Origin of the sequence: Cohnella hongkongensis, assembly GCF_042654645.1 — a bacterium.
In the GTDB taxonomy this organism is placed as follows: domain Bacteria; phylum Bacillota; class Bacilli; order Paenibacillales; family Paenibacillaceae; genus Cohnella; species Cohnella hongkongensis.
The window spans coordinates 149,288-175,325 of the sequence record NZ_JBHSEP010000005.1 but is presented as its reverse complement, the minus strand read 5'-3'; the positions used below and the strand labels follow the sequence as shown (position 1 = coordinate 175,325).

The 26,038-nt window shown below is 58.1% G+C and carries 23 protein-coding genes and 1 pseudogene; 5 read left to right on the top strand and 19 right to left on the bottom strand.

The window, feature by feature from the left end; genetic code table 11:
• Positions 1-38: 38 nt before the first annotated feature.
• Complete coding sequence (locus ACFO3S_RS09605; RefSeq protein ID WP_378094788.1) at positions 39-1,787, bottom strand: sensor histidine kinase; 1,749 nt, start codon at positions 1,785-1,787, stop codon at positions 39-41.
• Positions 1,788-1,995: 208 nt separating this feature from the next.
• Here ACFO3S_RS09605 and ACFO3S_RS09600 point away from each other — a divergent pair, with 208 nt between their 5' ends.
• Genes ACFO3S_RS09600 through ACFO3S_RS09590 form a run of 3 tightly spaced genes read left to right on the top strand, consistent with a single transcriptional unit; the run spans position 1,996 to position 5,507 of the window.
• Entirely contained in the window at positions 1,996-2,916 is a 921-nt protein-coding gene (locus ACFO3S_RS09600) for an ABC transporter permease (protein WP_378094786.1), read from the top strand.
• Between the two features lie 15 nt (positions 2,917-2,931).
• Complete coding sequence (locus ACFO3S_RS09595; protein WP_378094784.1) at positions 2,932-3,867, top strand: carbohydrate ABC transporter permease; 936 nt, start codon at positions 2,932-2,934, stop codon at positions 3,865-3,867.
• Between the two features lie 50 nt (positions 3,868-3,917).
• Entirely contained in the window at positions 3,918-5,507 is a 1,590-nt protein-coding gene (locus ACFO3S_RS09590; RefSeq protein WP_378094782.1) for an ABC transporter substrate-binding protein, read from the top strand.
• 380 nt (positions 5,508-5,887) lie between these two features.
• Here ACFO3S_RS09590 and ACFO3S_RS09585 read toward each other — a convergent pair whose 3' ends face one another.
• The 18 genes from ACFO3S_RS09585 to thrC form a co-directional block, all read right to left on the bottom strand.
• On the bottom strand, positions 5,888-6,985 hold the full coding sequence (locus tag ACFO3S_RS09585) for a toxic anion resistance protein (protein WP_378094780.1): 1,098 nt from the start codon (positions 6,983-6,985) through the stop codon (positions 5,888-5,890).
• A gap of 24 nt (positions 6,986-7,009) precedes the next feature.
• Positions 7,010-7,747 carry a hypothetical protein gene (locus tag ACFO3S_RS09580; RefSeq protein WP_378094778.1) on the bottom strand — a complete coding sequence of 246 codons (738 nt, stop codon included), beginning with the start codon at positions 7,745-7,747 and terminating at the stop codon, positions 7,010-7,012.
• 108 nt (positions 7,748-7,855) lie between these two features.
• Positions 7,856-8,887, bottom strand: a complete 1,032-nt coding sequence (locus tag ACFO3S_RS09575) for an ATP-grasp domain-containing protein (protein WP_378094776.1) — start codon at positions 8,885-8,887, stop codon at positions 7,856-7,858.
• Positions 8,884-9,696 carry an HAD family hydrolase gene (locus ACFO3S_RS09570; RefSeq protein WP_378094774.1) on the bottom strand — a complete coding sequence of 271 codons (813 nt, stop codon included), beginning with the start codon at positions 9,694-9,696 and terminating at the stop codon, positions 8,884-8,886. Before ACFO3S_RS09570 ends, ACFO3S_RS09575 begins: the two co-directional genes overlap by 4 nt.
• Positions 9,693-10,835, bottom strand: a complete 1,143-nt coding sequence (locus tag ACFO3S_RS09565) for a cysteine protease StiP family protein (protein ID WP_378094772.1) — start codon at positions 10,833-10,835, stop codon at positions 9,693-9,695. Before ACFO3S_RS09565 ends, ACFO3S_RS09570 begins: the two co-directional genes overlap by 4 nt.
• Positions 10,832-12,199 (bottom strand): phosphoribosyltransferase family protein, encoded by a 1,368-nt coding sequence (locus ACFO3S_RS09560; protein WP_378094770.1) that lies wholly within the window; start codon positions 12,197-12,199, stop codon positions 10,832-10,834. Before ACFO3S_RS09560 ends, ACFO3S_RS09565 begins: the two co-directional genes overlap by 4 nt.
• A complete protein-coding gene (locus ACFO3S_RS09555; RefSeq protein ID WP_378094768.1) occupies positions 12,192-13,400 on the bottom strand; it encodes an HpcH/HpaI aldolase/citrate lyase family protein in 1,209 nt (402 codons plus the stop codon). The genes ACFO3S_RS09560 and ACFO3S_RS09555 overlap by 8 nt, the downstream gene beginning before the upstream one ends.
• 121 nt (positions 13,401-13,521) lie before the next feature.
• A complete protein-coding gene (locus ACFO3S_RS09550) occupies positions 13,522-14,322 on the bottom strand; it encodes a TerC family protein (RefSeq protein WP_378094766.1) in 801 nt (266 codons plus the stop codon).
• Positions 14,323-14,470: 148 nt separating this feature from the next.
• The gene (locus ACFO3S_RS09545; RefSeq protein WP_378094764.1) at positions 14,471-15,739 is read right to left on the bottom strand and encodes a TerD family protein; all 1,269 of its coding nucleotides are present in this window, start codon (positions 15,737-15,739) and stop codon (positions 14,471-14,473) included.
• 29 nt (positions 15,740-15,768) lie between these two features.
• Entirely contained in the window at positions 15,769-16,350 is a 582-nt protein-coding gene (locus ACFO3S_RS09540; protein WP_378094762.1) for a TerD family protein, read from the bottom strand.
• 11 nt (positions 16,351-16,361) lie between these two features.
• The gene (locus ACFO3S_RS09535; RefSeq protein WP_378094759.1) at positions 16,362-16,940 is read right to left on the bottom strand and encodes a TerD family protein; all 579 of its coding nucleotides are present in this window, start codon (positions 16,938-16,940) and stop codon (positions 16,362-16,364) included.
• Positions 16,941-17,018: 78 nt separating this feature from the next.
• A complete protein-coding gene (locus tag ACFO3S_RS09530; RefSeq protein WP_378094756.1) occupies positions 17,019-17,594 on the bottom strand; it encodes a TerD family protein in 576 nt (191 codons plus the stop codon).
• A gap of 32 nt (positions 17,595-17,626) precedes the next feature.
• Positions 17,627-18,211 (bottom strand): TerD family protein, encoded by a 585-nt coding sequence (locus tag ACFO3S_RS09525; RefSeq protein WP_378094754.1) that lies wholly within the window; start codon positions 18,209-18,211, stop codon positions 17,627-17,629.
• A gap of 391 nt (positions 18,212-18,602) precedes the next feature.
• On the bottom strand, positions 18,603-19,079 hold the full coding sequence (locus ACFO3S_RS09520; RefSeq protein WP_378094750.1) for a C40 family peptidase: 477 nt from the start codon (positions 19,077-19,079) through the stop codon (positions 18,603-18,605).
• A 368-nt stretch (positions 19,080-19,447) separates the two neighbouring features.
• The gene (locus tag ACFO3S_RS09515; protein ID WP_378094746.1) at positions 19,448-20,530 is read right to left on the bottom strand and encodes a cation diffusion facilitator family transporter; all 1,083 of its coding nucleotides are present in this window, start codon (positions 20,528-20,530) and stop codon (positions 19,448-19,450) included.
• A 238-nt stretch (positions 20,531-20,768) separates the two neighbouring features.
• On the bottom strand, positions 20,769-21,959 hold the full coding sequence (locus ACFO3S_RS09510) for an asparaginase (protein WP_378094744.1): 1,191 nt from the start codon (positions 21,957-21,959) through the stop codon (positions 20,769-20,771).
• Positions 21,960-22,352: 393 nt separating this feature from the next.
• On the bottom strand, positions 22,353-23,237 hold the full coding sequence (locus ACFO3S_RS09505; RefSeq protein WP_378094742.1) for an ROK family protein: 885 nt from the start codon (positions 23,235-23,237) through the stop codon (positions 22,353-22,355).
• 26 nt (positions 23,238-23,263) lie between these two features.
• On the bottom strand, positions 23,264-24,670 hold the full coding sequence (gene thrC, locus ACFO3S_RS09500) for a threonine synthase (protein WP_378094740.1): 1,407 nt from the start codon (positions 24,668-24,670) through the stop codon (positions 23,264-23,266).
• A gap of 230 nt (positions 24,671-24,900) precedes the next feature.
• Here thrC and ACFO3S_RS09495 point away from each other — a divergent pair, with 230 nt between their 5' ends.
• Together ACFO3S_RS09495 and ACFO3S_RS27960 are read left to right on the top strand one after the other, a co-directional pair.
• Complete coding sequence (locus ACFO3S_RS09495) at positions 24,901-25,725, top strand: sugar phosphate isomerase/epimerase family protein (protein WP_378094738.1); 825 nt, start codon at positions 24,901-24,903, stop codon at positions 25,723-25,725.
• 23 nt (positions 25,726-25,748) lie between these two features.
• A pseudogene (locus ACFO3S_RS27960) lies at positions 25,749-26,012 on the top strand (IS1182 family transposase); the annotation flags it as partial.
• Positions 26,013-26,038 lie beyond the last annotated feature (26 nt).

The following is a 26,038-nucleotide window of genomic DNA, read 5'->3' as shown; positions in this document are numbered from 1 at the left end:
AACATGTGGCGAATCAATGATCCATCATACTTATGCAACTATTCGGCGTCTGCAGACGGCTCTCCGGATGCCGGAAGGACGATCAGCACCGTCGTCCCGGCGCCGCGGACGGAGCCGATCCGAACCCCGTACTCCTTCCCGTATCTCAGCTTGATTCGCTCGTCCACGTTGCGAACGCCGTAGCCTCCCCCGTGGCCGGCCCCCTGCATGATGGTCCTCACCTGCTCCGGAGGCATGCCGACGCCGTCGTCGATGACCTTCAGCTCGATCCGGTCGCCTGCCCGGTGTCCGGCAATCCGGATCGTGATCGCTTCCCCGAACCAGGCATGCTTGAAAATATTTTCGACGAACGGCTGAAAAATGAGCTTGATGACCTTAACGTTCATAATTTCCGGATCGACGTCGACGTGCACGGTAAACGCGTCGGCATACTTGACCCGCTGGATATCCAAGTAGGTCTGAATCTGCTCCAGCTCCTTCTCCAGCGCGATGAACACCTGACCCTTGTTCAGCGTCAGCCTGTAGAAGCGGGACAGCCGCTGAATCATTTCGGTCGCTTTCCGCGTCTCTCCTAGATTGGCCAGGCTGCTGATCGTCGACAAGGTGTTGAACAGGAAATGAGGGTTGATCTGGGCCTGCAGCGCCTCCAGCTCCGCCTGCTTTTTCTGCATGCCTTCCACGTACACGCTGTTGATCAGCTCCTGGATGCTGCCGGCCATGACGTTGAAGGAATCCGCGATGCGTACGAATTCGTCGTTGCCGGAGAAGCGAATCCGCTTCCGGAAATTGCCCTCCTCGAAGGAGCGAACGAGCGCGACGATTCGCCGCATCTTGCGGCCGGACAATCTGGCGACGACAAGCCCGATGCCGGTCATCACGACGAAGCTCAGCAGACAGACGGCAACGATCGCTTCCCGGAGCCGGCTCGCGTCCTTCGTCAAATAAGAGGAAGGAACGAACGCTTCGATGGCGAGCGACGATTCCGGGATTTCCTCGCGCAGGCTTAAGTAGCCCGTCCCGCTTCGGTCGGCCGTTCCCCGCTCGAACAGAACCGAATCCGAGGACATATCGCGCAGGCGAAGCGCGATTCCTTCCTCCACCGGGAGCGCGTCGAAGCTTCCCAGCAGGTCGGGCAGCTTCGCGGTGATGCGCACGTACCCGATCACAGTCGAATAGTCGCTGTAAGACACCAGCTTGCGAATGTGAGAGAGGTTTTCCAAGCGCGCGTCCGTGTCGATCTGCAGCCAGCCATTGTCTCTTCCGGTCTCCCGGTACGATTGGAACCATTCGCTGTTCTCGATCTCCGAGAAAGGGAGAATATAATAGTCGTCTCCGTCGATCGGCTCGGAGAGATCGTCACCCAGCACGTAATTCAATTCCTCGTTCGTCACGTACAGAATCAGACGAATGTCGTTGCCGTACAGCTGGAGCGGAGACTGAATCTGCGGCACGATCTCGTCCAGCATCGTCAAATAAATATTCAGCGGATCCCCTCTCGTCTGCAGCGCGCGTTGGAACGGCAGGCTGCCGAAGAGCGTGTCGGACATCCGCTGAATTTCGTCCATCTGATACTCCATATTTTCGCGCGCTTGCTCCATCGCCGTTCGAAGGTTCGTCTCGGCCATCTCGGTCCGCGAATCGATCAGCATCGTATACGAGATGGAGCCGATGACGATGTCCGTCAACAGGACGAGAATCAAGTACGGAATCATCGTTTTGTAGGTGAAAGGGATGTACCTCTTGATGCGCCCTTCAGCATTTGCCCCCCTTGTCGCCGTCAGCGCCATAATCTTCGCCCTTTCCCACGAATTGTAACGCTTTCATTTTAATGCAACACGATGCCGATGTGAATCCCCCCTCTCGGACGCAGCGTTCCCGCCGCCTCCTTCCCGAATTTCCGAATAGTAGATTTCGTACTAGTTTTCGTTGTTTCACATGATTAAATTCCCGTCTCTTCGCTTTCTATAATGGAAAGCAAGGAAAGGGGAGCAGCTTATGCGGCCAAGCAAGTTTCTATACGACGTGAAACGCTACAGAACGATTTTGCTGATGCTGGCGCCGGCCGTCGCATTTTTCCTGCTGTTCGCGTACGTTCCGATGGCCGGCATCGTTATCGCGTTCAAGCATTACGATTACGCGGGCGGCATATTCGGCAGCGCCTGGAACGGACTGGCCAACTTCCGCTTCTTCTTCGAATCCGGAGATGCCTGGACGGTCACGAGAAATACGGCGCTGTACAACATCGCCTTCATCGCGGTGAACAACGCTCTGCAAATCTTCGCCGCCATTCTGCTGTTCGAGATCGGGGGCCAATGGTTTCGGAAGCTGACCCAGTCGATTTTATTCCTCCCCTACTTCATCTCTTGGGTTGTCGTCGGCGCGATCGCCTACAACCTGCTGAATTACGACATCGGCACCGTCAACACGCTGCTGAGGGGCTTGGGGCTCGAGCCGATCGACATTTACAACACGCCCGCCTACTGGCCGTACATTCTCGTCGCCGTCTCCGCCTGGAAGACGCTTGGCTACGGAACGGTCATGTATTTGGCGGCGATCGCCGGCATCGATACCGAGATGTACGAGGCGGCCGAGATCGACGGAGCGAACATCTTCCAGCGCGTCCTGAGAATCACGCTGCCCAATCTGTATCCGACGCTGATCATTCTGGTGCTGCTGGCCGTCGGCAACATTTTCCGCGGGGATTTCGGCATGTTCTACAACATGGTCGGCAACAACGGCATTCTGTTCTCCACGACGGACGTAATCGATACGTTCGTGTTCCGGTCGCTCATTACGTCGAACGACATCGGCATGTCCGCCGCCGCAGGCGTCTTCCAGTCGGTTCTCGGCTTCGCGACCATCATGACGGTCAACTACGCGGTCCGCAAATACGATAAAGACCGGGCCTTATTCTGATCGGGGGGATATGACATGCAACCATCGACCGAGAGGTTAAACAGAAGCGCCTTGCCGCATTCCCGGGCACGACAGCACAAGGATCGCCTGCTGTTCGCTACCATCGGCTACGCCTCGCTGACGCTGCTAGCGCTGCTCTGCGTCCTGCCCTTCCTTCTCGTCGTCTCTTCGTCCTTGACGCAAGAAAGCACGATTATCGTGGAAGGGTACCCGTTTCTGCCGCTTGATTTCTCCGCCGAGGCCTACGGCATTCTGTTCAAGTATCCGGCGCAGATGGTTCAGGCGTACGTCGTGACGATCGGAGTGACGGCGGTCGGCACCCTGCTCGGCCTGTTTCTGACCTCCATGACGGCTTACGCCCTGTCCAGGAAAGATTTCAAATGGCGCAATCATTTCTCCTTCTTCTTCTTCTTCACGACGTTGTTCAGCGGAGGGCTCGTCCCTTGGTATCTGCTCATCGTCAACTATTTGCACATGAAGGATACGCCGTTTGCGCTCGTCATCCCGATGGTGCTCAACGTGTTTTACATCATCGTGATGAAGTCGTTCATGAGCAGCATTCCCGAAGCGATCGTAGAGTCGGCCAAAATCGACGGCGCCGGAGATTTTCTCATCTATGCCCGGCTGATCCTCCCGCTGTCCAAGCCGGCGCTCGCGACCATCGGGTTGTTTCTCGCCCTGGCTTACTGGAACGATTGGTACAATGCCCTGCTCTTCGTCTCGAACGAAAACCTGATGCCGCTGCAATACTATCTGTACAAAATGCTCGGCAACATGGACGGCATGCGCAAGGCGATGATGAGCGCCGGGGCCGTCGTCACGACGACGATCCCCTCCGAAAGCCTGAAGATGGCGATGACGGTCGTCGCGACCGGTCCGATTCTGCTCGCTTACCCGTTCGTTCAGAAGTATTTCGTTCAGGGATTGACGATCGGCGCCGTCAAAGGATGAATCCGGGGACACCCGGTTTATCACAATAAACCTTTAGGGGGAAAACTCGAATGGCAGTTAAAAAGAGCTTCCTGCTTCTCGCCGTCATGCTGATGATCGCAGCCGTTCTCGGCGCATGCGGCGGGAGCAAAGACAGCAATAGCGGCGGCAATACTCCGGCGGCCGAGAGCTCGGCTCCGGCTTCGAGTCCGGTACAATCGACCGGGGAGACGGGGACCGATAACGGCATCGACACATCCGAGGAAGTGCGGCTGAAAATGATCTTCGTCGGCCCGAAGCCGGTCGACTATGACAGCGTTTTCGGCGAAATCAACAAGAGGCTGAAGGAACGGATCAACGCCACGATCGAAGGCGAGTTCCTCGACTGGTCCGATTGGGCGCAGAAGTATCCGCTCAAGCTGGCGGCGAACGAAGACTTCGATCTGATCTACTCGGCGAACTGGGCCGGCTACAACGATCAGGCTCTGAAGGGCGGTTTCCTGGAGCTGACGGAAGACATGCTGGCCAAGTACATGCCGAAAACCTGGGAAGCGATGCCCAAGGTCAGCTGGGATCAGGCGAAGGTTAACGGCAAGCTGTATATGGTTCCGCAGAACAGCGGAGAATCCGTCGAGAAGCTGATTCTGTACCGCGAGGACCTGCGCAAGAAATATAATCTGCCGGCCATCGACAGCCCGGAAGCCTACGCGAATTATTTGAAGACGATCGCCCAGAACGAGAATGGCATCATTCCATTCACGCCGGAGACGGGCGACTGGAAATACCATAATCTGGACCGCGTGCTGCTGAAGCAGGAAAACGAATGGAATATGTTCGATCTGGACATGCCGTTCGCCTTTAAGCTGCACGATCCGAAAGGGCAAGTGTTTAACGTCTATGAAACGCAGGAATTCAAAGATTTGGCCTACTATTATAAAGACCTTGCCGACAGCAACGCCTGGTCGAAGAACGCCCTGAACAGCAAGAACGACCACCAGCAAGACTTCAAGCAGGGCAAAACGGCCTCGATCACGCATAACAACGGCACCTTGGGCGCGCTGATGGCGCTCATGCGCCAGGAAAACTCGCCGTACGAGACGGCGCTGGCCGACATTAACCCGAATAGGGCCAAATCGGTGGCGATCTCTACGCAGAACGGCACGTCGGTCCATGCCACGTCCAAGCACCCGGAACGCGCGCTCATGTTCATCGATCTGATGCAGAACGACAAGGAATTTCACGATCTGATGATGTACGGCCTCGAAGGCGTCCACTACGAGAAGTCCGGCGAAGACAAGTATATCGCGACGGAAAAAAATCCGAACTATTTCGGCTTCTCCAACTGGAGCTTCAACTCGCCGCTGAATCGCGACAACGTGGACTTCCCTCAGGAAGCGTCCGATCTCGTGAAGAAATGGGAGGAGCAGGTTTACCACTATCCGCTCGAAACGTTCGTCTTCGACAACAGCAAGGTGAAGACGGAAATTTCCAATCTCGGCAACGTCATGCTTCGCTACGCCATCCCGCTCGAGTACGGAGTCGTCAAAGACGTCGACGCCGGTCTCGCCGAGCTGAACAAGCAGCTAAAGGCAGCCGGTCTCGAGAAAGTCCAGCAGGAGCTGCAATCGCAGATCGACGCTTTCCTGGCAGCCCGCCAGTAAAAGGTCGTACGATGCGGCAAGGCCGGCCATCCGTCCCCGATAAGGGCGGTTGGCCGGCCTTGCCTCCTATTCCGCCTGCTTGCGCGTTCCGCCTAGAGCCGCCGATCCTCCATCATCTCGACAATGGCTTCCGCCTTCTCGCTGCTGGCCGCCACGATCAAAAACACAACGACCAGCCCGATCAGCCCGTTCAGCAGCATACCCGCTCATCCCCTCTGTGAGATCGAACCGTCCGATATTCACAGTCTATCCGTAAGACGAGCAGAATATGATCGCCGAATCGCGCACAGCACGCATAAACGTGATCCCGCCGATCTCAAGATCGGCGGGATCGCGTTTAAGGCCGCTCTCTCCGAGAGAGAGTCGGGCAGCTTCTTAAGTTAGTCCAGCAGGCTCGTCACGGCCGGCTGTTCGAGCGCCGCCTGCGGCGAGGAAGCCGCAGCGGGCTGAAGACCGAGACGCTGTCCCATCTGCTTGTTGATCTCCTGCAGGCGGGACGTCTGCTCCGTAGCGGAAGCGATAATCGTCCGGTTGGACTCCTCGCACCGGTTAATGGCCGAAGTCAGATCGTTCATCGCCTGATTAATCTGCTCCATCGACATCGCCGACTTCGTCATCGCCTCTGTCGTCTTCTGCGTCGTCTCGTTGAGCATGCGGGCATTCTCCGCGAACTGCTTGCCGAGCATGTCGTTCGTCGCGTTCACGGCGTCGATGACCTTCATCTGGTCTTCGAGCGCGGTGGCGATCATCGCGGACACGGTAATCAGATGCTGCGTCTTGTCGATCGTCGCGTCGACGGAATCGATCAGCTTGTCGTTGTTGTCGTTAATGATATCGGAACCGGCAATCGCTTGCTGGTACAGCATGACCATCTCGGTGAGCGCTTGAATCCGGGTGACGACCTTGCGCAAGCCCTTCTCCAGCTGAGGTCTTCTGTTCTCGTTCTCCGGCTTGGCCAATTCTTGCTCGAACAGCGCCTTTAGCTGATTGCCCAGCTCGATCCGCTGCTGGACGTTGTACATCTCCTGGATGCACATCTGCTTCAGATTGCGCATGTGCACGACGTTCTCTTCCAGCGTGTCCTTGCCGTTGCGCAGCGCGGAAATAATCGCCTGAACGTTCGTCCTGACCGACTGGTACTTCATAATATAGTTCTTCATCGGCGTTTTGCGCAAAATGCGTTGGAAGATCGACAGATCTTTCGCCCGGTTCAGATCGTCTACCTCGTTGCGCAGCTTCATAATATTCCCGGCGATCTCCGAGCGCTTGCCGCTGAGCAGATCGTTAAGGGGCCGCTCCAGCAGGGTCAGGTTGGCTCCCGCCCGCTCCATCGTCTTCTGGCCCATGCGGCCGACTTCGTCCATCAGGGAATCGAGCTGGGCGGGGTCCGCCGACGTAATGCGTTGAATCGTGGCTTGCGCCTCTTGCTGGACTCTGGCAACGTCCGAATCCTTAAGCAGAACAGCTTGCGTACTCATGCATAAGTCCTCCCATCGAATAAGTTAGTTCCCGGCGCCGTAGCGCTGATGAATAAGCTCGGCCTTATTTCTCAGCTCCATTAGATCCTTCTGCTCGATAAAGCTCGTATAGGTCGTAATCTGGTTGTCGATATCCCGGATGCTGTTCAGCAGCAGCCTGCGATTCTGCCGCTTCGCCTCCCCGCTCAAATGCAGGAACGGCGTAATGGCTCCGTTCAGATCCTTCAGCACGAGCCGCTGGATTTTATGGTTGATGTCCCCGTTGTTGAAGGCGACGAGCTGCGGGATGATGCGATTCAGCCGAACCAGCAGCGAGAGCGTGCGCTGCACGATCTCGTCGTCGAGATTGTTCTTCTTCCCTTCGAGCAGAACCATGTCCTCGATTGTGCCGATGTACTCCATAATCGAGTCCCATTCCTCTCCGAGGCCCGAAGCTTTCGGCTCGGGTTCGGGCGCTATCGGCTGCGGAGCCGGGAAGGGCGTCGACGTCTGGGCTCCGGAAAGGCCGCTGCCGAAAGACTGCGACGGCGGAATTCGCTGAGGCGGCTGCTGATTGGCGGCTGCAGCGGCGGCCGCCTGGGCGGCGTCGCGCTCGGCGGCCAGCCTGGCCACTTTAAGCTCGGCGTTGCGTATGACCGAAGCGAGCATCGTTCCCAGAATCGGAATGACAAGCGCGATCGGCACAGAAATAAAGTAAGATGAGACGAGGCCTCCGATATAACCGATGATGATGGATGCTAGTCCCCATTTCGAACGAAGCAAGTCCGCTACCTCCTGTCTATCCAACCGAATCCGACTGGCGTAAACGGTCAACTCTTGACTTTAGTTTATGGCTTTCGGCAGCTCTCGTCAATTTATTATCGCAAGCGGTCAGCTCCCCGGCTTCATCAGAACCGGCAGCTCCAGGTAGCTCGCCTTGATGCCGAATTTCGGAGCCGGCGGTTCGAAGGGCTGGCCCAGAATCGATTGAACGGCCAGATACGGCATGTTCACTCCGCTCAGGCACGTAATGTACAGCCCTCCCGACATTCTCGGATTGATCTCGAGCAGCTTCGGAACGCCCCCGTTGTATTTCACCTGAATGTTATAGACGAACGGGATCCGGCAGCGCTCCGAGACTCGCGACGCAATCTCCAGCAGCTCCGGCTTGTCCTCCAGCAGATAGATCCGCCCCGTCGACTTGCGCCGCGGCACGGCGGAGAGAAGGCGGCCTTCCGCATCCGCCAGGCAGTCGATGCTGACCTCCTCGTCCGGCAGCAGCTCCATCACCATAAGCCTCGGAAACCGCTCTACGGTCGACAGCGTCCGGTACGCCTGCTCGAAAGGAATCGCCGTGCTCACCCACCCGTACAGATCGTTCAGCCTGTCGCTGTCGCTGCGTTCGCCGTCGACGATCCGGAACCCCATGCCCCCTTCCGCGTTCGTTGGCTTAAAGCAGACGCGGTGTCCATGGGCCAAGAGCGTCTCGTATGCGGCCCGGAACTGCTCCGCCGTCTCGGCGACGTAATACTCCGGCAGCGATACGACGCCGGTTCCGGCCAGACTTTCGTAGAACCGATCCTTCTCCATCATCCGCTCGAGCAGATCGATGTCCCGGCAGACCATCACCTTCGTTCCGATCTCGTCGAACCGGCCGATCTCCTTGGCGATGTCCAGCATGTTAAGTCGCGGGATAAAAACGTCGATTCGATGGCGGCGGCAGAAGTCCAGCGCGTACTCGACGTATTCGCTTCCCTGCAGCGCCGGCTCCTCCTCCGAGTGGTCGCACGCCTGCAAAGACAGATGCCCCGGATCGGGATGCGTTCCGTAGAAGACAAACCGCTGGCCGTCCGGATTGTCGCGGATCATGTGGATATAATGGTAGGCAGAGGAAAACCAGCGATTAAAATAAATGTTCGTCATCTTGTCGTTCCCTCCCCCCTGCTGCAATTCGCCGCGGCCTCCAGAATCTCTTCGGACGCCCGAATGCCCGAATGGTCGGTAAATCGAAGCGAGCCGCCCTTGCCGCCGTACTTCAGGAACAGCTCGCCGTGTCCCGGCGCCATCGCCTCGTCCGCGATCCGCAGCATGCTTTCGTCCAGCAGGCTGTCTCCGGCGGCGAACAGGGTCGAAGCGCCCGCAAGCTCCTTCACGTAGCTTACGGCCGAGCCCTTGCTTACCGGATCCGGCACCAGATACACCTTGCGCCCTTGAAGGGAGCAATTCCAGCCGCAGACGGCCAGCTCGGAAGCGAGCCGATCCATCCAGCCGTCCGGAACCTCTTCCCGTTTCACGACGACGGCGTAGAAGAGCCCGTCGCAGTACCGCTCCTTTAGCACCCAGCGCGGATCGGCCAGCCGGTCGAACAGCCGCTTCGCTTCCTCGCCGGTAGCGGCGCCGGATCGCACGGCTTCCCGGACGATGCCGTCCCATTGCGGATCCGTCCGGCCGTCGACCAGCACTCTTCCTCCGTTGCTGACGACCGCATAGCGGATCCGGATTCCGCCGGCCAGCCCGTGAATTCTTTCGTACTGCTCCGGAATCCTCGTCGTTGCCGGCACGAAATCGATCTCCCGGCTCAGCTCCCGCAGCTGCGCATAGGCGCTCCGGGTCATGTAGCTCAGATCCTCGCCCTCGTACTTCTCCACGGGAACGAGCTCGTTTTCGCCGACCGCCCCCATCGACCGGCGGGAGTAGATCAGCGTCTGATCCAGATCGCAGGCAAAGATCACGCCAAGTCCCCCTTGAGCGGCTTAATGATGCCGCAGCACGAGTACGTCAAATCGGGATACTCCTCGACGGGAACGCCGCGATCGGCCGCCAGCATCAGGATCGGGGCGAGATTCGGGTTGTCCGCATCGTCCACGAGAATTTTCCATGGAACTCTGCGCAGCAGCACGCGGGTCGTCTCCCCGACGCCGGGCTTCACCAGATTGATGTCGGCGATGCCGAAGTCCCGCTGAATGCTGCGAATGTCCCGCTCCCCTTGCCAGGTGACGGGATCGCCCGTCTCCGCCAGAAGGCGACCGGCTTTCGCCACAGCCGCTTCGCGGACCTCCGGGAAATGCGCTTCGATCGTATCGACGTACTCGTTCGACAGATCGTCGGCGGCCAGCTCGCGGTAATATTTCGCCCCGTGAAAATCCTCCGGTCCGATCAGGTCGTCGCGCAGCACCGTTCGGCTCACGAGACCGGATACGGTCGAGTTCAGACAAGCGCTCGGAATCAGGAAGTCCTCCCGCGTGCCGAACGTCGCCGAGCAGCAGCCGGGATCGGCCAGGACGGCGAGATCGTCGCTCAGGCGAACGCCATACCGCTCATAGAAGCTCTCGCACGCTTCGATCAGCACTTTGCGAATCGCGCCCTTGCCCGTCCAGCCGTCGACGAACTGGATCGACCCGCCCGGATGGCGGCGCAGCATATATTTCAGGGCGTTCTCGTCGATGCCCTTGCCGCGAATGATCGAGATGCTGTAGTGAGGAACCTCCAAGCCGTAATAGGCCCGCAGGTAGCGTTTGATCAGCACGCCGATCGGCGTGCCCGCGCGCGCCAGCGAAGCGAGGGCGACGGATGGGCCGCGCCTTGCGACGATCTGCTCCGAGACGACGGCGACCGCCTCCGCCACCTTGGCCGCGGTGGCGAGCAGCGTCTCCCGGTACAGCCGGATATATTCCTCCGACGGCTTGTATTCGACCGGCAGCATCTCCGAATAGTGGGTGCCGGACTGAATCGCTTCCTCCCGATCCTCCGTGCCTCGCTCCAGGGCGACGTCGCTCAAGTCCTTCAGCAGGAACACGGCATCCTCGGGCTTATAGCTGCCGATAGAGGCAGGCTGGGCGATATGGCCCTCATGTATGGACAATGGCTTCATTCTCCGTCCCTCCGTTCGTCTGGTCCGCCGAAGAAGATGAGATGGACGACGGGAACGCCGATTCGGGACAAAGCCCGCTCGAAGGACGCCCCCCTCTTCGGATCGTACGGTCGTTCGACAAACACGAACGCTTCGTCGTACATGCCCGGCTCGACGTTGTAAATAAAGTTGGACACGTCCTCCCCGTCCACCGCATCGAAGCGGAAGGAGGAGGATACGGCGTAGCCCTCTCTGCGCAGCGGATGAATCGGGCTTCGCGTCGTCGATTGACTGTACGCCCCGTCTCCCATCCGATGGGCGATTCGCATCGGGACGTACATGAATTCTCCCGTCCCCAGACACAGAATCCGGCGTCCCGTCCGACGCTCGGCCAGGTACTCCGCCGCCCTTGCCACTTCGCGGTCCAACGCTTCTCCGTCTGCGGCGCTCATGCCAAACCGGCCGGTGTGAAGCAGGTAGGAGTTAAGCTGCGAACCGGCGCTCGAACGTCCGGCCGCCGGCTGCCCGGCCTGCTGGAACATGGGCGAAAGATCATGCCGGATCAGGCGGAATCCCGGCTGCGGGGCAGTCTCCTCCCATCCGCCGTCCGCTCCCTCTTCCAGAGGGCTGCCCTTCACCGTAATCGAGCCTTCGATCAGCGCCAGACAGCGGATGCGAACGCCAAGCTCGCGCTCCAGCTCCGCGAAGCGGGCGCGGTCGGCTTCGGAACGCCAATCGAGCAAGCTGGCTACGACGAAATCGCGATGTCCGAACGCGGCGTGCAGCTCCCGGACGATGTTCAGCGCCGTCTTCCCCGTCGTAATCTCGTCGTCGACGAGGACGACCCGCGCGGCGTCGCGAAAGACGGAAGGATCGCGAACGTAGCAGCGGTGAGCGACGGCATGCGAATGCTCCTCCTCAAAACGGATGGAGGGGACGAGACCGTCGATCTCCTCGCGCGTCGTATGCACGAACGAGACGCTCCCTTCGAAGGCGTCGAACAGGCTGTGTCCGAGCGCGGTTGCCGTCTCGGCGAAGCCGATGAACAGCGTCGGCTCCTGGACGGGGATCTTGCCGGCCATCAGCTCCCGATACCCTGCGTCCGCTTCCTCTCTGCTCCCGAGTACGCTCCGCACGCGATCCGCGTCCAACGAAGAGGCATGGCGCATCACCTTCGCGGCGTACAAGCGGCCCAGCATCGCCCCCGCTCCCAGCGAAGCCGACGGAATAACCGGAATATGCTTGCCCAGCAGCTTGCTGACGAACAGAAATCCCCGTTTTTTGTTGATCCGAGCCGCCATGCCGAACAATTGATCCAGCTCAAGCCCGAACGGATTGGCGGCGACGTTCACCTCGACCTCCAATCCGTCGACGATGCTATACAAGCGCTTCGACCGGCCTGAGGTCGGCGAGCAAGCTGGTGAAATTATGTTTTTCATGCAGCACCCCGAAAATCTTTGATCGGTTCATAATTCGGTTGGACCAGTTCATATGCGGCTTGATCTCGTTCATCTTGTTGGCGTACTGGCTCTTCATGACCCCGTACTCTCCCTGGCTGTTCGCAATAATGCTCGCCGCGTCGCAATACTCCTCGTGAGTGACGACGTACAGCGCCTGTACGGGCTGAAGATGCGTCGGATGAATAATCGTCTTGCCGATGATCCCGTTCTCCTTGTCGTAGGCCACCTCGCGAATCAAGCCGTCCACGGACCTGTCCAGATAGGACATGCGAAGTCTGAGCCCGTCCTTGCCCATCGCTTCCTGGAACGGAGTCATCCGGAGCTGCGGCTTCAGCACGCGGTCGCTCTTGAAGTACTCCCAGACCGGTCCCGAGATGACGAATCCGTCCTCCTGACGTCCGAAAATATTAATGATATCCGTCACGCAGTCCCGAAGGACGCCGATGTCGTAGATCGTCATGTCGGGATTGCGCCGCAGCCCGAAGATGCTCGAGAAGTCGGTCGCTCCGATCCGCACGTTAAGCACGAACTTCCGGTATCGCTTGAGCAGCGCTTGAATCTCGAGCAGCGCGGACGACCTGCTTTCCCGGTAGATCACTTCCGACGTCTCCAGAATCGGCATGCCGTACAGCATGGGCGAATCCGCCCCCGCTCCTGCCCGATGCGCCTCCAGCAGCCGGAAGTAGGCCTCTCCCGAAGCAGCCGAGAATTTCGGAAAGGCGAACCCCGTCATCAGATACAGCCTCGCCTCCAGACGCAGCAGAAGCCGCTGCAGCTGTTCCGCGGATCGGACGCGAACGAAGAGGAGCGGAAGCGCCGCCGGCTTAATCGCCCCTTCGGCGACGAATTGATGCAGTCTGTCCAGCGTCTCGCACAGATTTCTCTCGGCAAGATCGACTTGGCTGTCCGCTACCGCATCCTCGAGGTCGATGACCAAGGACACGAGCCCCTTAATTTTTCCGCTAACGATATCTTCCGCGATTCTGGGCCGTACGGCGGGCGTGTATAATGCCGCGCCGACCGCATAAGCCAACGTTTCCTTATCGTCGCGATTGCTGAACTCCGTCGGAAGATGAAGAAACAGATCTTTCTCCTGCTCCGGGGTCAAATAGTCGAAATAGCGCAAGGATCTCACCCTCCTCCAAACCTCTAAAGCTTGAAAATACTTCCAATCTCAACTTCAAAAAATATCCCCCACGCGTGCATGAGGGATATTTCGAAGGGTATGCGTCTACCGATCGGCTAGATTAGGAGCGGGCAGAGGACTTGGCTGCTTCTGCTTTTTTCCTGAAGTAGCTGATAACCATCGTGCCTACGAAAATCGCGATCAGAATGGAGAAGAACACACCGTGCGGGACGTGGAAGCCGAAAGCGCCGGCGATCATCTTCGCGCCGATGACGACGATCAGAATAAACGCCGCTTTTTCCAACTCCGGGAACTTCTCGATCAGCTTCAGGAACACCTGCGCAACTCCACGCATCATCAGAACTCCGAGAATACCGCCCAGGAACAGAACCCATACTTCTTCGCTGACGCCGAACGCCGCCAGAACGCTGTCGATACTAAAGGCGATATCCATCATCTCGACGGCCAGCACCGTGCGCCAGAAGCCGTAGCCCTTGTTCTCGATCTCCTGCTCTTCCTCGCTCGGCTTCTTGCCGATATACGGAATGAGCGGCACTCCGCCCACTCGCGCAAGCTTGAATTGCAGGTCGAAGAGATTGCTTAGCGCAATCCAGAGCAAATACAAGCCTCCGGCGACCTTGATCCATGTAATCTTAACGAGGTACGTTCCGATGCCGATCGCCAGGAAGCGGAAGACGTACGCGCCGACAATCCCGTAGAACAGCGCCTTCTTCTGCTGCTCCTTCGGAAGATGGCGAACCATGACCGCGAGCACGAGCGCGTTGTCCGCGGACAGCAGGCCCTCGAGAATGATCAGCGTGCCGATAATTCCCCATGTCGACGGCTGCGACAGCACATAGCCGATATGATCCCAATCAAAAAAGTTCGCGAAGTTTTCAATAAAGCTTTGGAAAAAATCCATGATGGCCCCCCTGCCGGTTTGTGTACAAGTCGAACCGCTGAATAGGAAGTCCATCTCGTTCCGAAAGGGATCTCTCCCCTTCTCCTCTGCAGTGGGCCTGCTCCAATTCGTAGCTTCGGTTCAACCTATATAGCTCCAAATCGATCAATTATTTGCTTCCTCTTGTCCAGCGCAATCCCCAATTGTAGGCGACATCCAGCTTCTGCTGATCGTCAAAAAACTGCACGAGCCGCTCGACGCTGAACGTCTGATTGTTCACGTTGCGAATCATCGCGATCGCGCATAAGCCCTTGCTGTTGTTGTACTCGTCCATCCGCACAATAATATCCGGCCCTCCGGGATACTTGACGGTGACGACTCCGTCCGCCTGCGACCAGTTGGTCACGCCGGAATAGATGAAGGCGTAGATCACGATGCGTTCGATCTCCGTCACCTTGGCTCCGTTAATTCGCAGATTCTCTCCGCCCTCCAGCGCGCCGGTGCGGTCGTCCCCGTCGAGCGACACGTAAGGCGGACGATGATAATCTCCGAAGGCGTTGCCCAGCGCCTGCACGCCGCCCTTGGACCCGTCCTTTAATTCATAAAGGCAGCCGAGATCGAGATCGATGCCGGACGCCGCCTTGAAGAAGCCGCCGCCGGTCTTCTTGCGATTCCAGTTCAGATTGACAAGAATCTCGCCCAGCGTGCCCGACTTTTTCTCCAGATTGATGACGTCGCCTTTTTTCTTCAGCTCGATCTTGTCCAGCCGAATGGACGGAGCCGCCGGCGGCGGGGACGGAGGAGAAGCTTGTCCGACCGGAGGCTTGGCAGGCTCCGGCTTCGGCGTCGGCGGCGGAGCCGCCGGCGGTTCCTCCCGGACGACTACGCCAAAGCTTCCGCATAGCGCAGCCAAGCCTCCGGAATAGCCCGAGCCGATCGCGTTGAACTTCCACTCCCCGTTGTATCTATATAATTCTCCGACGACGATCGCCGTTTCGACAGGAAAGTGGTTGCCAAGCTCGTACCGAAGCAGCTCGTTCCCCGTCGCCTCGTCGATCACCCGCAAATACGCGTCCTTGACGAGAGAAAAGTTTTGCCGGCGGGCGTCCCCCTCGTAGATCGTCAACGTAAACGGAATTTTCTCCAGCTCCTGCGGCACGCCTCTCAAGTCGATGCTTGCCTGCTCCTGGTCCGTCTGACCGCCGTAGGCTTTCTTCTCCTGCCCGAGAATGCGGATCGAGCCGCCGGCTCCCGTCGGATTTGAGTAGAAGATCAAATCCTGATCCGAGCGCACCTTCCCGCTTGCCTGCAATGCGAACACCGAGAAGTCCAAATCAACGCCGGCGCTGGCTCCCCAGCCCATCCCGACAACGATGCGCGACACCGGCGTGTTCTTCGTGATGTCGGCTTTCTGGCCTTTAATTATCTTCTGAGACATGCGCAGCGAATCCTCCGTTAAGTGATCTCTTACTTGGCGTCCAAGCCATAGTTGTTCGCAAGAGCGGCCAAGCCTCCGGAGAATCCCGCGCCTACCGCTTGGAATTTCCAGTCGGCGCCGTGCCGGTACAGCTCGCACACCACGACTGCCGTCTCGATCGAGAAATCTTCACCCAGATCGTAGCGAAGAATTTCGCTTCCCGTCTGCTCGTCCACCAGGCGCACGAACGCGTTCGAGACCTGTCCGAAGTTCTGGCTGCGGCTCTGCGCGTCGTGGATCGTGACGGTAATGCCGATACGCTGAATATGATTCGGTATTTTCGTAAAATCGAGCTTGATCTGCTCGTCGTCTCCGTCGCCCTGTCCGTCCCGGTTGTCCCCGGTATGAACGACGGCGCCGCCGTAGGCGCTTAAATTGTTGTAGAAAACGAAATCTTCGATGCCGTTCGCCTTGCCGTTGGCATGAAGCAGGAAAGCCGAAGCGTCCAGGTCGAAGTCGTCTCCCCCGGTATACTTGTTCGTATCCCAGCCCAGTCCGATGATTGCCTTCACCAGGCCCGGATTCGTTTTAGTCAGATCGATTCTTTGTCCCTTGGATAAGCTGATGGTCATCCTGATTCCTCCTATACCTGAACTCCGAAATCCCGACACAGTCCGGCCAAGCCGTCGCGGTATCCGCTGCCGACGGCGCTGAATTTCCATTCGCCGTTATGCCGGTAGAGCTCGGCGACGACGACCGCCGTCTCGATCGAGAAGTCCTCTCCGAGATCGTAGCGGATCAGCTCTTCGTTCGTCGCCTCGTTAACGACGCGTGCGAAGGAGTTGGCCACTTGACCGAAATTCTGGTTGCGTCCCGCCGCATCGTGGATCGTAATGCAGAACGCGATCTTCTGAACGTCCGCCGGCACTTGGGCGAGCTCGATGACGAGCGACTCGTCGTCTCCGTCTCCTTCGCCGGTCTGATTGTCCCCCGACAGCACAATGGAGCCGTTCGAATTGCTTCTGTTGTTGTAGAAAATAAAATCGTTGTCCGAGCTGACCTTGCCCGAACCGTTTAAGCAGAAGGCCGAAGCGTCCAGATCAAAGGCGCTGCCCCCGTCATACTTGTTCGTATCCCAGCCCAGTCCGATTTTGACCTTCGTCAGCCCGGGATTGGACTTCGTCAAGTCGACCTTCTGGCCTTTGGACAAATTCACCGCCATCTCCGTTTTACCTCCTCGTTAATTGGAAAGGGACCGCGATCCGATTGAACAGCGGTCCCGTAACCGGGTACTACAGCCTTACATCAAGCCGAAATCTTTAACCAAGCCGGCCAGGCCGTCTTTATAGCCGCTGCCTACCGCGTTGAATTTCCATTCGCCGCTGTGGCGGTAGATCTCGCCTACGACGACAGCCGTCTCGACCGAGAAGTCCTCTCCCAGATCGTAACGGAGCAGCTCCGCTCCGGTATCCTCGTTCACGATGCGTACGAACGCGTTCGTGACTTGGCCGAAATTTTGTCCTCTTTCAGCCGCTTCGTGGATCGTGATGCAGAACGAAATTTTTTCCACTTCGGCAGGCACCGTAGACAGGTTCACTTTGATTTGCTCGTCGTCTCCGTCGCCTTCGCCCGTCAGGTTGTCCCCCGTGTGCTCGACAGCGCCGTTGGAGCTCTTCAGGTTGTTGTAGAAAATGAAATCCTTGTCGGAAGCCGCCTTGCCGGCGCCGTTCAGCAGGAAGGCCGAAGCGTCGAGGTCGAAGTCTTTGCCTCCGTCGTACTTATTCGTGTCCCAGCCGAGGCCTACCAATACTTTCGTCAGACCCGGATTCGTTTTCGTGAGATCGATTTTTTGACCTTTGGATAAGCTGATGGACATGTGTAATGACCTCTTTTCTTGAATTGGATTTATTATTGATATTCTCTTGCCAACAAGTCGACATGCGCGGCGAACGAGCCTTCGCCGATCGCGTTAAACTTCCATTCCCCGCTGTGGCGGTAGATTTCCCCGACGATCAGCGCGGTCTTGCCCGCGTAGTTGTCGGTCAGGTTGAACCGGATAAGCTCCTGCTGATTGGCCTGATTCAACACGCGAATGTAAGCGGAGGAGATCATTCCGAAATCCTGCTTGCGGTTAACGCAGTCGTAGATGTTAACGACAACGAGAATTCTGTGAATGCTAGCGGGAACGCGCGCGAGATCGATATGGATCTGCTCGTCGTCTCCGTCTCCCTCACCGGTAAGGTTATCGCCGGAATGAACGACCGACCCGTCCGGGCTCTTCAGATTGTAGAAGCATACGAGGTTCTTGTCGCGAAGCTTGCCGTTCTCGTCGAGCAGCAGCGCCGAAGCGTCGCAGTCGATGTCCACTTTCTTCGAGCCGAAGAAGCCTCTCTTCTCGACCGGGTCCCATCCCAGACCTACCGTAATCTTGCTGAGTCCGGCATTCCCCTTCGTAAGGTCTACTTTCTGTCCTTTCACAAGCGAAATCGTCATGTCAAGCAGGGTCTCCCTTCAACTCAATTCGGCTAATTGCGGCGGGAACGGATTCTAGGAATCTCTCATCCCTCGACTACCTACTTTTACGATATACCGACAAAAAGGTTTCAACCTAGTCAATTATATACGAAATTATGTATGGTTACGATAAACGGAACCTTAAGTTCAGATAAAAATTCGACAATCCGGGCGCTCGTGCAACCTTTTTCTCGCCTTCTGCGTCAGTGAGTTTGTCGGTTCAAGCAAGCAAAAACGCCTTCGGCGTCCTCTAGACGCAGAATTGCGTTTTTGTCGGAGGGGATTCAGAGAAGGAGAGCGTTATTTTATACTTTCGGAATCACGAACAGAAAAACCACCCCTCGCGGGATGGCTCCGTTCAGCTTCCATATTATAGCACTCTGCGCGCTGTCACGTAGGCCTTCGTCCAATAATTCGTGTTCATGCTCGACAGCGTGACGCCCTGACTGCTGCTGGCGTGGAGCATTTTGCCGTCGCCGGCGTAGATGCCGACGTGGCTGATCCCGCTTCCCCCGGTCTTGAAGAACACCAGATCGCCTACGCTCAAGTACGCCTTGTCGACCTTCTCTCCGGCGGTCGCTTGAGCCGCGGAGGTGCGAGGCAGAGAGACTCCCGCCTGTTCGAATACGTATTGTACATAGGAAGAACAATCGAAGGCCGTGGTCTTGCCCGCCGCAGCCCCATATCGATAAGGCGTGCCGATGTAATCTTTTCCATATGCCACCAGGCTCAACGCTTCGGGCGTCGCAGCGCTGGCTTGAGAAGGCGAGCCTAGCATTGCGCCGAACAGTCCCGCAGCGGCCAGACCGCAAGCAAGGCATAACTTGATCGCAAGCTTGTTGTTCATAGTTGCAGTAAATCCTCCCGGCTTCTTCCGGTTGCATTCGAACCGATGTTGTCGGGATTAACTATAACATATCCGGTTTCTCCTATTTCCTTCCAAGAAGAGAACGGCAGCCGCGATTACAGGGATTCTAAGCGTTTCTTAGAAAACGGTTAGAAATCGTTAATTTGGGCCCTCTCCCCGATCAAGGGCCTTCGGAACGCCGCTTCCCGGCCGCCCGTTCTCGCGATGCTCCCTTTGCCTTGCCTGGCCTCGCTTTGCCTTCCTCGTTTGTCCGGCCTCGATTTACCTCGCCTCGCCTTGCTGCTTTTCCTCGTTTTGCCTGACCTTTCCCTCCTCGCTTGCCTGGCCTTTTTCGCCCGCCGCAGCTCCTACACCTTCAACTCCACATGGCGAATCGCGGCCGTCTCGATCTGGATCGTGGCGTGCTGAATTTTGAACTTGTCCTCGATCGTCCGAATCGCCTGCTGCAGAACGTCCTGCTGATCCGCCCCGTCCTCGACGCGCAGATGACAGCTAAGCGAATCCATTCCCGACGTAATCGTCCAGATATGCAGATCGTGAACGTCGAGAACGCCGTCGATATCGGTTAATGCGGCTTTTACCGCGACTTGGTCGACCGTCATCGGAGTTCCCTCCATCAGGATGTGAACGGTGTGCTTAATGACGCCCCAGGCGCTTTTCAGGATGAGCAGCGACACGAGCACGCTGATGATCGGGTCGGCGACGTACCAGCCGAAAGCGAGCATGACGATCCCCGCCACGATGGCGCCGACGGAGCCCAGCGCATCGCCCAACACGTGCAGGTAGGCGCTTCTCAGGTTCAAGTTGTTCTTGACGTCGCCTTTGCGCATGAGCGCGTAAGCGCTCAGCAGGTTGGCGACAAGGCCTACGGAGGCGATCAGCAGCATGGACAGGCTCGACACTTCGGGAGGGGAGAAGAAGCGCTCGTAGGCCTCCCACAGGATGAATCCGGCGATGACGAACAGCGTGACGCCGTTAAACAGCGCGGCCAAAATTTCAAACCGGTAAAAGCCGTACGTCTTGTTCGGCGAAGCGGGCCTGGCCGCGAACCAGAAAGCGACCAGACTGAGCGCCAGCGCGCTTGCGTCGCTCAGCATATGGCCGGAATCCGAGAGGAGCGCCAGGCTGTTCGTGACCAGCCCGCCGACGAACTCCAGCACCATGATGCCCGCCGTAATGATCAACGCGATCATTAACCCTTTTTTATTCCCGTCGCGGTTGCCGTCGAGGTGGTGATGGTGCCCTCCGATTCCGTGATGATGGTGGTGGTGCTCGTGACTGTGACCAGAACCGCCGTCTTGATGATGGTGGTGCTCGTGACCGTGACCAGAACCGCCGCCGTGCTTGCGCCCGTGACTGTCGCTATGATCGTGAGCGTGTCCTTGAGGCTGCAGAGAGACGCGGTCCGGATGAGAATGTGTCTTGGACATCTGTATCCCTCAATTCATTAATATATGAATAATTGATCATATATTAATGATGGACGATTAGGAGGAAATTGTCAATAGGATTTCCCTATTTCGCGTAATGTCATACTCTCGTCGAACTTCGTCCGCCGGAACGTCGCCAAAAGGCCGCCTCCCAGCAAGAGCCGACCACTCGACCGCTTGCAGGAGACCGCCTCTAGGCGACACGATGACCTCAGAAGCCGCTAGGCCGGTTTAAGACTTACGAGGCCAGCTGGGAGCCGTCGATGTCCTGCCTGCCGACCGTCTCGAACCACTCTTTAATGGTATCGAAGTCGTCGGAGAAGGCCAGAGCAAGTATCAGCAGAATACGCGCGTGCTGAGCGTTGAGGCTGTCGCCGGCGATGATCCCTTCGCCGCCTCCGTACATCGTGCCGGAGCCCGTTCGGGTCGTCGTCACGAAGATGACGCCTTGGGCGATCGCCTCCTTGCGGGCATCGCTCATCCGAGACGAGATGCCGCCCGCTCCGGTGCCGGCAGTAACGATGCCCTTGGCTCCTTCCGCCACAAGGCCGCGGATGGAACCGCCGCTCATCTCCTGGCCGTTGTAGGCGATGCCTACAAGCGGCAAATCCTTTTTCCCGATCTTCTTCAGATCGAACGGAGTCCTCCATCCCTCTTGATCCGCCTTCAATACCCGCGCCGGCGCGCGGTAAATGCGGATTTCCTCCTCGTCGATGTACCCGAGAGCTCCCAGAATCGGCGTCTCGAACGTATCCATCCGGTGCGCGTTCGATTTCGTGACATCTCGCGCCGCATGAATCGTATCGTTGAGCATCAGTACGGTACCGAACCAGGTCGTCTTGCCGCTGCCCGCAAGCTTGATCGCGTTATACAGGTTAGCCGGCGCGTCCGTGCCGATCACGTCCCATGGCCGCATCGCTCCCGTAATGACGACCGGCTTCTCGCTCTGCACCGTCAGGTCGAGGAAATACCCGATCTCCTCCATCGTGTCGGTCCCCGTCGTCACGACAACTCCGTCGTACAGCTCCAGAGCCTGATCGACGGCCAAGGACAGATCGTACAGTTCGGCAACGGCATAGCCGCCGGAGCCTTTGTTGCCGAATTGGTACACCGACACGTCCGCGATTTTGTCTTTATCCGGAAGCTGCTTCACGAGGTCTTCCATGAGATAGGTTCCCGCCCTGTAGTTCTGGAAGCTCGTAGCGTCGGCCGCCTTCCCCGCCAGCGTGCCTCCGGTGGCGATCACCAAGACGTTGGGAAGCGGGGAAGAGCGGAATGCGAAGGGCACCGGCGGAATGTTCGACGTAGAAGCGGACGCATCCGGAGCGGTCGAAGCCTCAGCGGCCAATGCCGTATTCATGCCGATTGCCAGAACGCACAACGCCAGAAACGCAACCGAAATTCGGCGAAACAGACGAGACGACATCATCCTTATCTACCTCCTGTATGAGCTATACCCATCTATACGGAGCAGATCGCCAACTTATGTCAAGTTTAATTACACAAAAAAAGTTCTTCATTCATTTTCCCTCTATATTACAGCAGCTAGAGTAACTCAAATGTGACACAGAAGAAGCAAGCATTGTTTCCCGGCACCTGACCGTTACAGACCCCCGCCCGCATTACAGCCTGCCGGACCGCAAGAAGCCGCCATTCGCCTCGACCCCACGCGTTACGGCCTGCCGGACTCTTAGAGACCACCACCCGCCTTGCGAAGACCGTCCTCTTGGCCCTGATGTCGTATGAGTTAACGGGGTATCCGCAGAACAAAAAACTGCCCCCAAAGCTTTCGCTTTGGAGGCAGCCCTCCGTCATGCTCGCCTTACCGCGACTCCTCGTACACACGCAGGCCAAGCGCGATGGAACCGCAGAGGCCGGCGTTGTCGCCGAGACCCGGAGGCACGATATAGTCATCGATGCCGCCCGGCTCCAGCGCGGGAGATGCGACGTAGCCGTTCAAGCCGCTGCGCACCTGCTCCCGGATTAGCGGGAACAGCTGCAACTGGTGCATCACGCCGCCGCCCAGGATGATTTTCTTCGGCGACAGCAGCAGAATCGCGCTCACGAGCGCCTGTCCGATATAGAACGCCTCCATCTCCCAAGCCGGATGGTCGGCCGGCAGCTCGCTGCCCTTCACCTTCCATCTGCCCTCCAGAGCGGGGCCGGCCGCCATGCCTTCCAGGCAATCGCCATGGTAAGGACACCGGCCTTCGTACGTATCGTCCGGATGACGTCTCGTCAGCACGTGGCCGCCTTCGGGATGCACGAGTCCGTGCACCATCCTGCCTTCGGCGTAGACGCCTACGCCGACGCCTGTGCCGATCGTGTAATAGAGACAGCTGTCCAGTCCTTTCGCGGCGCCCCATGTCGCTTCTCCGAGCGCGGCCGCGTTCACGTCCGTATCCCAGCCGATCGGCACGTCGAGCGCCTTCTTCAGCTCCGGCAGCACCGGATAGTTCGACCAGCCCGGCTTGGGCGTCGTCGTCACATAGCCGTACTGCGGACTTGCGCGGTCGATATTAATCGGACCGAACGATCCGATGCCGATCGACGCGACCTGCTTGTCCCGGAAATAAGAGATCACCTGTGCGAGCGTCTTCTCCGGCTGCTCGGTCGGAAAGCTGATCCGATCGAGCACCTCCCCTTTTTCATTCCCGATTCCGCACACGAACTTCGTGCCGCCTGCTTCTACTGCGCCGATAAGCAAACCCTTCTCCCCCGTTTCGATCATGTTTAGCCGTTTGTCTGCCGATAGAAGCTCTTCAATTGCGCTGCGACCGCTTCCTTCGAATTGTCGACGACGACCTGCCGCTGCGGCTTGTCGAACAGCTCGGAGATCCGCTCCGGAAACTTCTGTTCGATGCCGACAAGCCGGATCGCTTCGTCGAACTTCGCGGGGTGAGCCGTCGCCAGCGCCACGAACGCGCCGTCTCCTTTGTTGCCTGCGCGCTCGAAGGCCGCTACGCCGCAAGCCGAATGAGGGTCCAGCAGGTAGCCGTGCCGCTCCTCGTACTTGCGGATCGTCTCCAGACACTCCTCGTTGCCGACGCTGTAAGCCGACAAGTCGCGCTGGATGCGGGCGACCTCTTCGGCGCTGAACGTCAGCTGGCCCTCCGCCTTGAACCGTTCCATGCGAGCCGCCACCTCGACGGAGTCCTCTCCCAGGAAATAGTACAAGTATCGCTCGAAATTGCTCGCGATCTGAATATCCATCGACGGGCTGTGCGTGCTGCGGAAGCCTTCCGGCTTGTAGACTCCCTCGCGGACAAAACGCTCCAGGATATTGTTCTCGTTCGTCGCCAGCACGAGCTGCTTGATCGGCACGCCCATCTTCCGAGCCAGATAGCCGGAGAAAATGTTGCCGAAGTTGCCGGTCGGAACGCTGACGTTGACGACGCCGGACCGCGCTTCCTCCGGCAGCTTCAAGTAGGCGTAGACATAATACACGGACTGGGCCAAAATGCGCACGAAATTAATGGAATTGATCGCCCGCAGATGGTACTTGGTCTTAAAGGAAACGTCCGCGAACAGCTCCTTGATAATCTGCTGGCAGTCGTCGAAGTTGCCGTTAACCGACAAATTCAGCACGTTGTCGTCCTGCACCGTCGTCATCTGCAGCTCCTGCACCCGGCTCACCTTGCCGTTCGGATGCAGGATGCAAATCTGAATCCCTTCCTTGCCGCGCACGCTGCTGATCGCCGAAGCCCCCGTATCGCCCGACGTCGCTCCGAGAATGTTGATGACCTCGCCGCGCTTCTTCGCCACGTAAGCGTACAGATTGCCCATGAACTGGAGCGCGACGTCCTTGAACGCGAACGTCGGCCCGTGGAACAGCTCCATGACGCTAAGCTCCTCGTTGATTCTCGTCAACGGCAGCACGTCGGGACTCGTAAATCCGGCATAGCTGGCCTCGATCAGCCCTCGCAGGTCCGCTTCCGGAATTTCGTCGTTCGTATATAAAGAAAAGACGTTCAGCATAAGCTCTTGGAAGGACAAGCCCGACCAGGCGCGCAGCTGCTCCGCGCCGACAGCCGGAATCGTCTCGGGTACGATGAGTCCGCCGTCTTCGCCCAGCCCCATCAGGAACATATCGATAAAGCCGATCGGCGCGACTTTCCCTCTCGTGCTGATATACTTCATAATTGCGTTTCTCTCCTTGACGCTAAAATGAACTGCCCTGACATTCTTCATCCATTGTGGACGAAAGCGGCCATAATTTCAATAAGCTGTTCGGGGTTTTTCGCAGACTCCGCCGCTCTCCGATACCAAAATACGAGACAATCTCGCCACAATCCCCCATTGGAGAGAGCCGAAAAAAAGAGCTAGGATGAGGTAGGATTCCCAACCTACCCTTATGAAGGAGTGTTCGCATGTCCTATCTTTCCGTCAGCACGTGGAGCCTGCACCGTCTGCTAGGCCCTCTCCGCTGGACGTCCTGGGACGCCGAAGCCGGCGCACACCGCACGCACGAGCAGAGCCAGCCGGAGGTTCATACGCTTCTCGAGTTGCCTGGAGAAGCCGCCCGCCGAGGCTATGCCGCGTTGGAGGTGTGCCATTTCCACTTTCCTTCGACAGAGGACGCTTATCTGGATCGGCTGCGAAGGGCGTTCGCCGAAGCCGACGTTATCTTCGATACGCTGCTGCTCGATTACGGCGACCCCTCGACGACGGATGAAATCCGGCAAGCCGCCGACGGCAAGCTGTACCGCGACTGGATCGACGTCGCCTCCCGCTGCGGGGCGAAGCGGGTGCGCCTGATCGCGGGAGAAGCGCCTCCGACCGACGAAGAGGCGATCCGGAGGGCGGGACGAACGCTGCGCGAGCTAGCCGCGTACGCCTCCGATCAGGGGGTTCGCGTCGTGACGGAGAACTTCAAGCCGCTAGCCTCCACCGCCGCAAGCTGCCTGAAGCTGCTGGACTCGGCAGGCGGCATCGGCATGATTACGGATTTCGGCAATTATCAAGGCGAAGCCAAGTACGACGAGATCGCCATGACCGTGCCGCGCAGTCTGTCCGTGCACGTCAAGCCCGCCTACGACGAGTACGGCGCGCCGGACGAGGCCGAGCTGGTCCGCTGCCTCGAAGCCGTTCGAAAGCCGGGCTACGACGGCGCCTACGTCCTGATCTACGACGGTCCCGGCGAGATGTGGGAGGGACTCGAGCGGGTAAAGCGCATCGTCTTGCCTTACATCTAGGAGAAGCAAGAGGCGGACTCGAAAGTGGCGAAGGATGCCCGTTAAAGGAAGGTTGTACGAAAGCCAAAGAGAAATCAGGTGAGTCTGAAGGATCTGCGTTACAAGCGGCAAGTCCGCGAGAAGCTCAGGATCGGGGAAGGGCGCGCTGTCGGTTCGATGAATGATTGAATCGGGGAGCGTGGGGATTTCGGCGTTTTCCGCTTCGAGGCTTGCCAAAGGCGAGCCTCGAGGTCGGGCGGCTTTCGCTTGCCCACAAATGGCTCAAGCAAGCGATCAAAAACCAGGAATGGCGGTGCAGGATACCCCACCTGAA

What these genes read in the sequence shown, in the direction of transcription:
- ACFO3S_RS09605 (WP_378094788.1), bottom strand. Translation starts at nt 1,787, where the DNA reads ATGGCGCTGACGGCGACAAGGGGGGCAAATGCTGAAGGGCGCATCAAG.
- ACFO3S_RS09600 (WP_378094786.1), top strand. Translation starts at nt 1,996, where the DNA reads ATGCGGCCAAGCAAGTTTCTATACGACGTGAAACGCTACAGAACGATT.
- ACFO3S_RS09595 (WP_378094784.1), top strand. Translation starts at nt 2,932, where the DNA reads ATGCAACCATCGACCGAGAGGTTAAACAGAAGCGCCTTGCCGCATTCC.
- ACFO3S_RS09590 (WP_378094782.1), top strand. Translation starts at nt 3,918, where the DNA reads ATGGCAGTTAAAAAGAGCTTCCTGCTTCTCGCCGTCATGCTGATGATC.
- ACFO3S_RS09585 (WP_378094780.1), bottom strand. Translation starts at nt 6,985, where the DNA reads ATGAGTACGCAAGCTGTTCTGCTTAAGGATTCGGACGTTGCCAGAGTC.
- ACFO3S_RS09575 (WP_378094776.1), bottom strand. Translation starts at nt 8,887, where the DNA reads ATGACGAACATTTATTTTAATCGCTGGTTTTCCTCTGCCTACCATTAT.
- ACFO3S_RS09565 (WP_378094772.1), bottom strand. Translation starts at nt 10,835, where the DNA reads ATGAAGCCATTGTCCATACATGAGGGCCATATCGCCCAGCCTGCCTCT.
- ACFO3S_RS09550 (WP_378094766.1), bottom strand. Translation starts at nt 14,322, where the DNA reads ATGGATTTTTTCCAAAGCTTTATTGAAAACTTCGCGAACTTTTTTGAT.
- ACFO3S_RS09545 (WP_378094764.1), bottom strand. Translation starts at nt 15,739, where the DNA reads ATGTCTCAGAAGATAATTAAAGGCCAGAAAGCCGACATCACGAAGAAC.
- ACFO3S_RS09540 (WP_378094762.1), bottom strand. Translation starts at nt 16,350, where the DNA reads ATGACCATCAGCTTATCCAAGGGACAAAGAATCGATCTGACTAAAACG.
- ACFO3S_RS09535 (WP_378094759.1), bottom strand. Translation starts at nt 16,940, where the DNA reads ATGGCGGTGAATTTGTCCAAAGGCCAGAAGGTCGACTTGACGAAGTCC.
- ACFO3S_RS09530 (WP_378094756.1), bottom strand. Translation starts at nt 17,594, where the DNA reads ATGTCCATCAGCTTATCCAAAGGTCAAAAAATCGATCTCACGAAAACG.
- ACFO3S_RS09525 (WP_378094754.1), bottom strand. Translation starts at nt 18,211, where the DNA reads ATGACGATTTCGCTTGTGAAAGGACAGAAAGTAGACCTTACGAAGGGG.
- ACFO3S_RS09520 (WP_378094750.1), bottom strand. Translation starts at nt 19,079, where the DNA reads ATGAACAACAAGCTTGCGATCAAGTTATGCCTTGCTTGCGGTCTGGCC.
- ACFO3S_RS09515 (WP_378094746.1), bottom strand. Translation starts at nt 20,530, where the DNA reads ATGTCCAAGACACATTCTCATCCGGACCGCGTCTCTCTGCAGCCTCAA.
- ACFO3S_RS09510 (WP_378094744.1), bottom strand. Translation starts at nt 21,959, where the DNA reads ATGATGTCGTCTCGTCTGTTTCGCCGAATTTCGGTTGCGTTTCTGGCG.
- thrC (WP_378094740.1), bottom strand. Translation starts at nt 24,670, where the DNA reads ATGAAGTATATCAGCACGAGAGGGAAAGTCGCGCCGATCGGCTTTATC.
- ACFO3S_RS09495 (WP_378094738.1), top strand. Translation starts at nt 24,901, where the DNA reads ATGTCCTATCTTTCCGTCAGCACGTGGAGCCTGCACCGTCTGCTAGGC.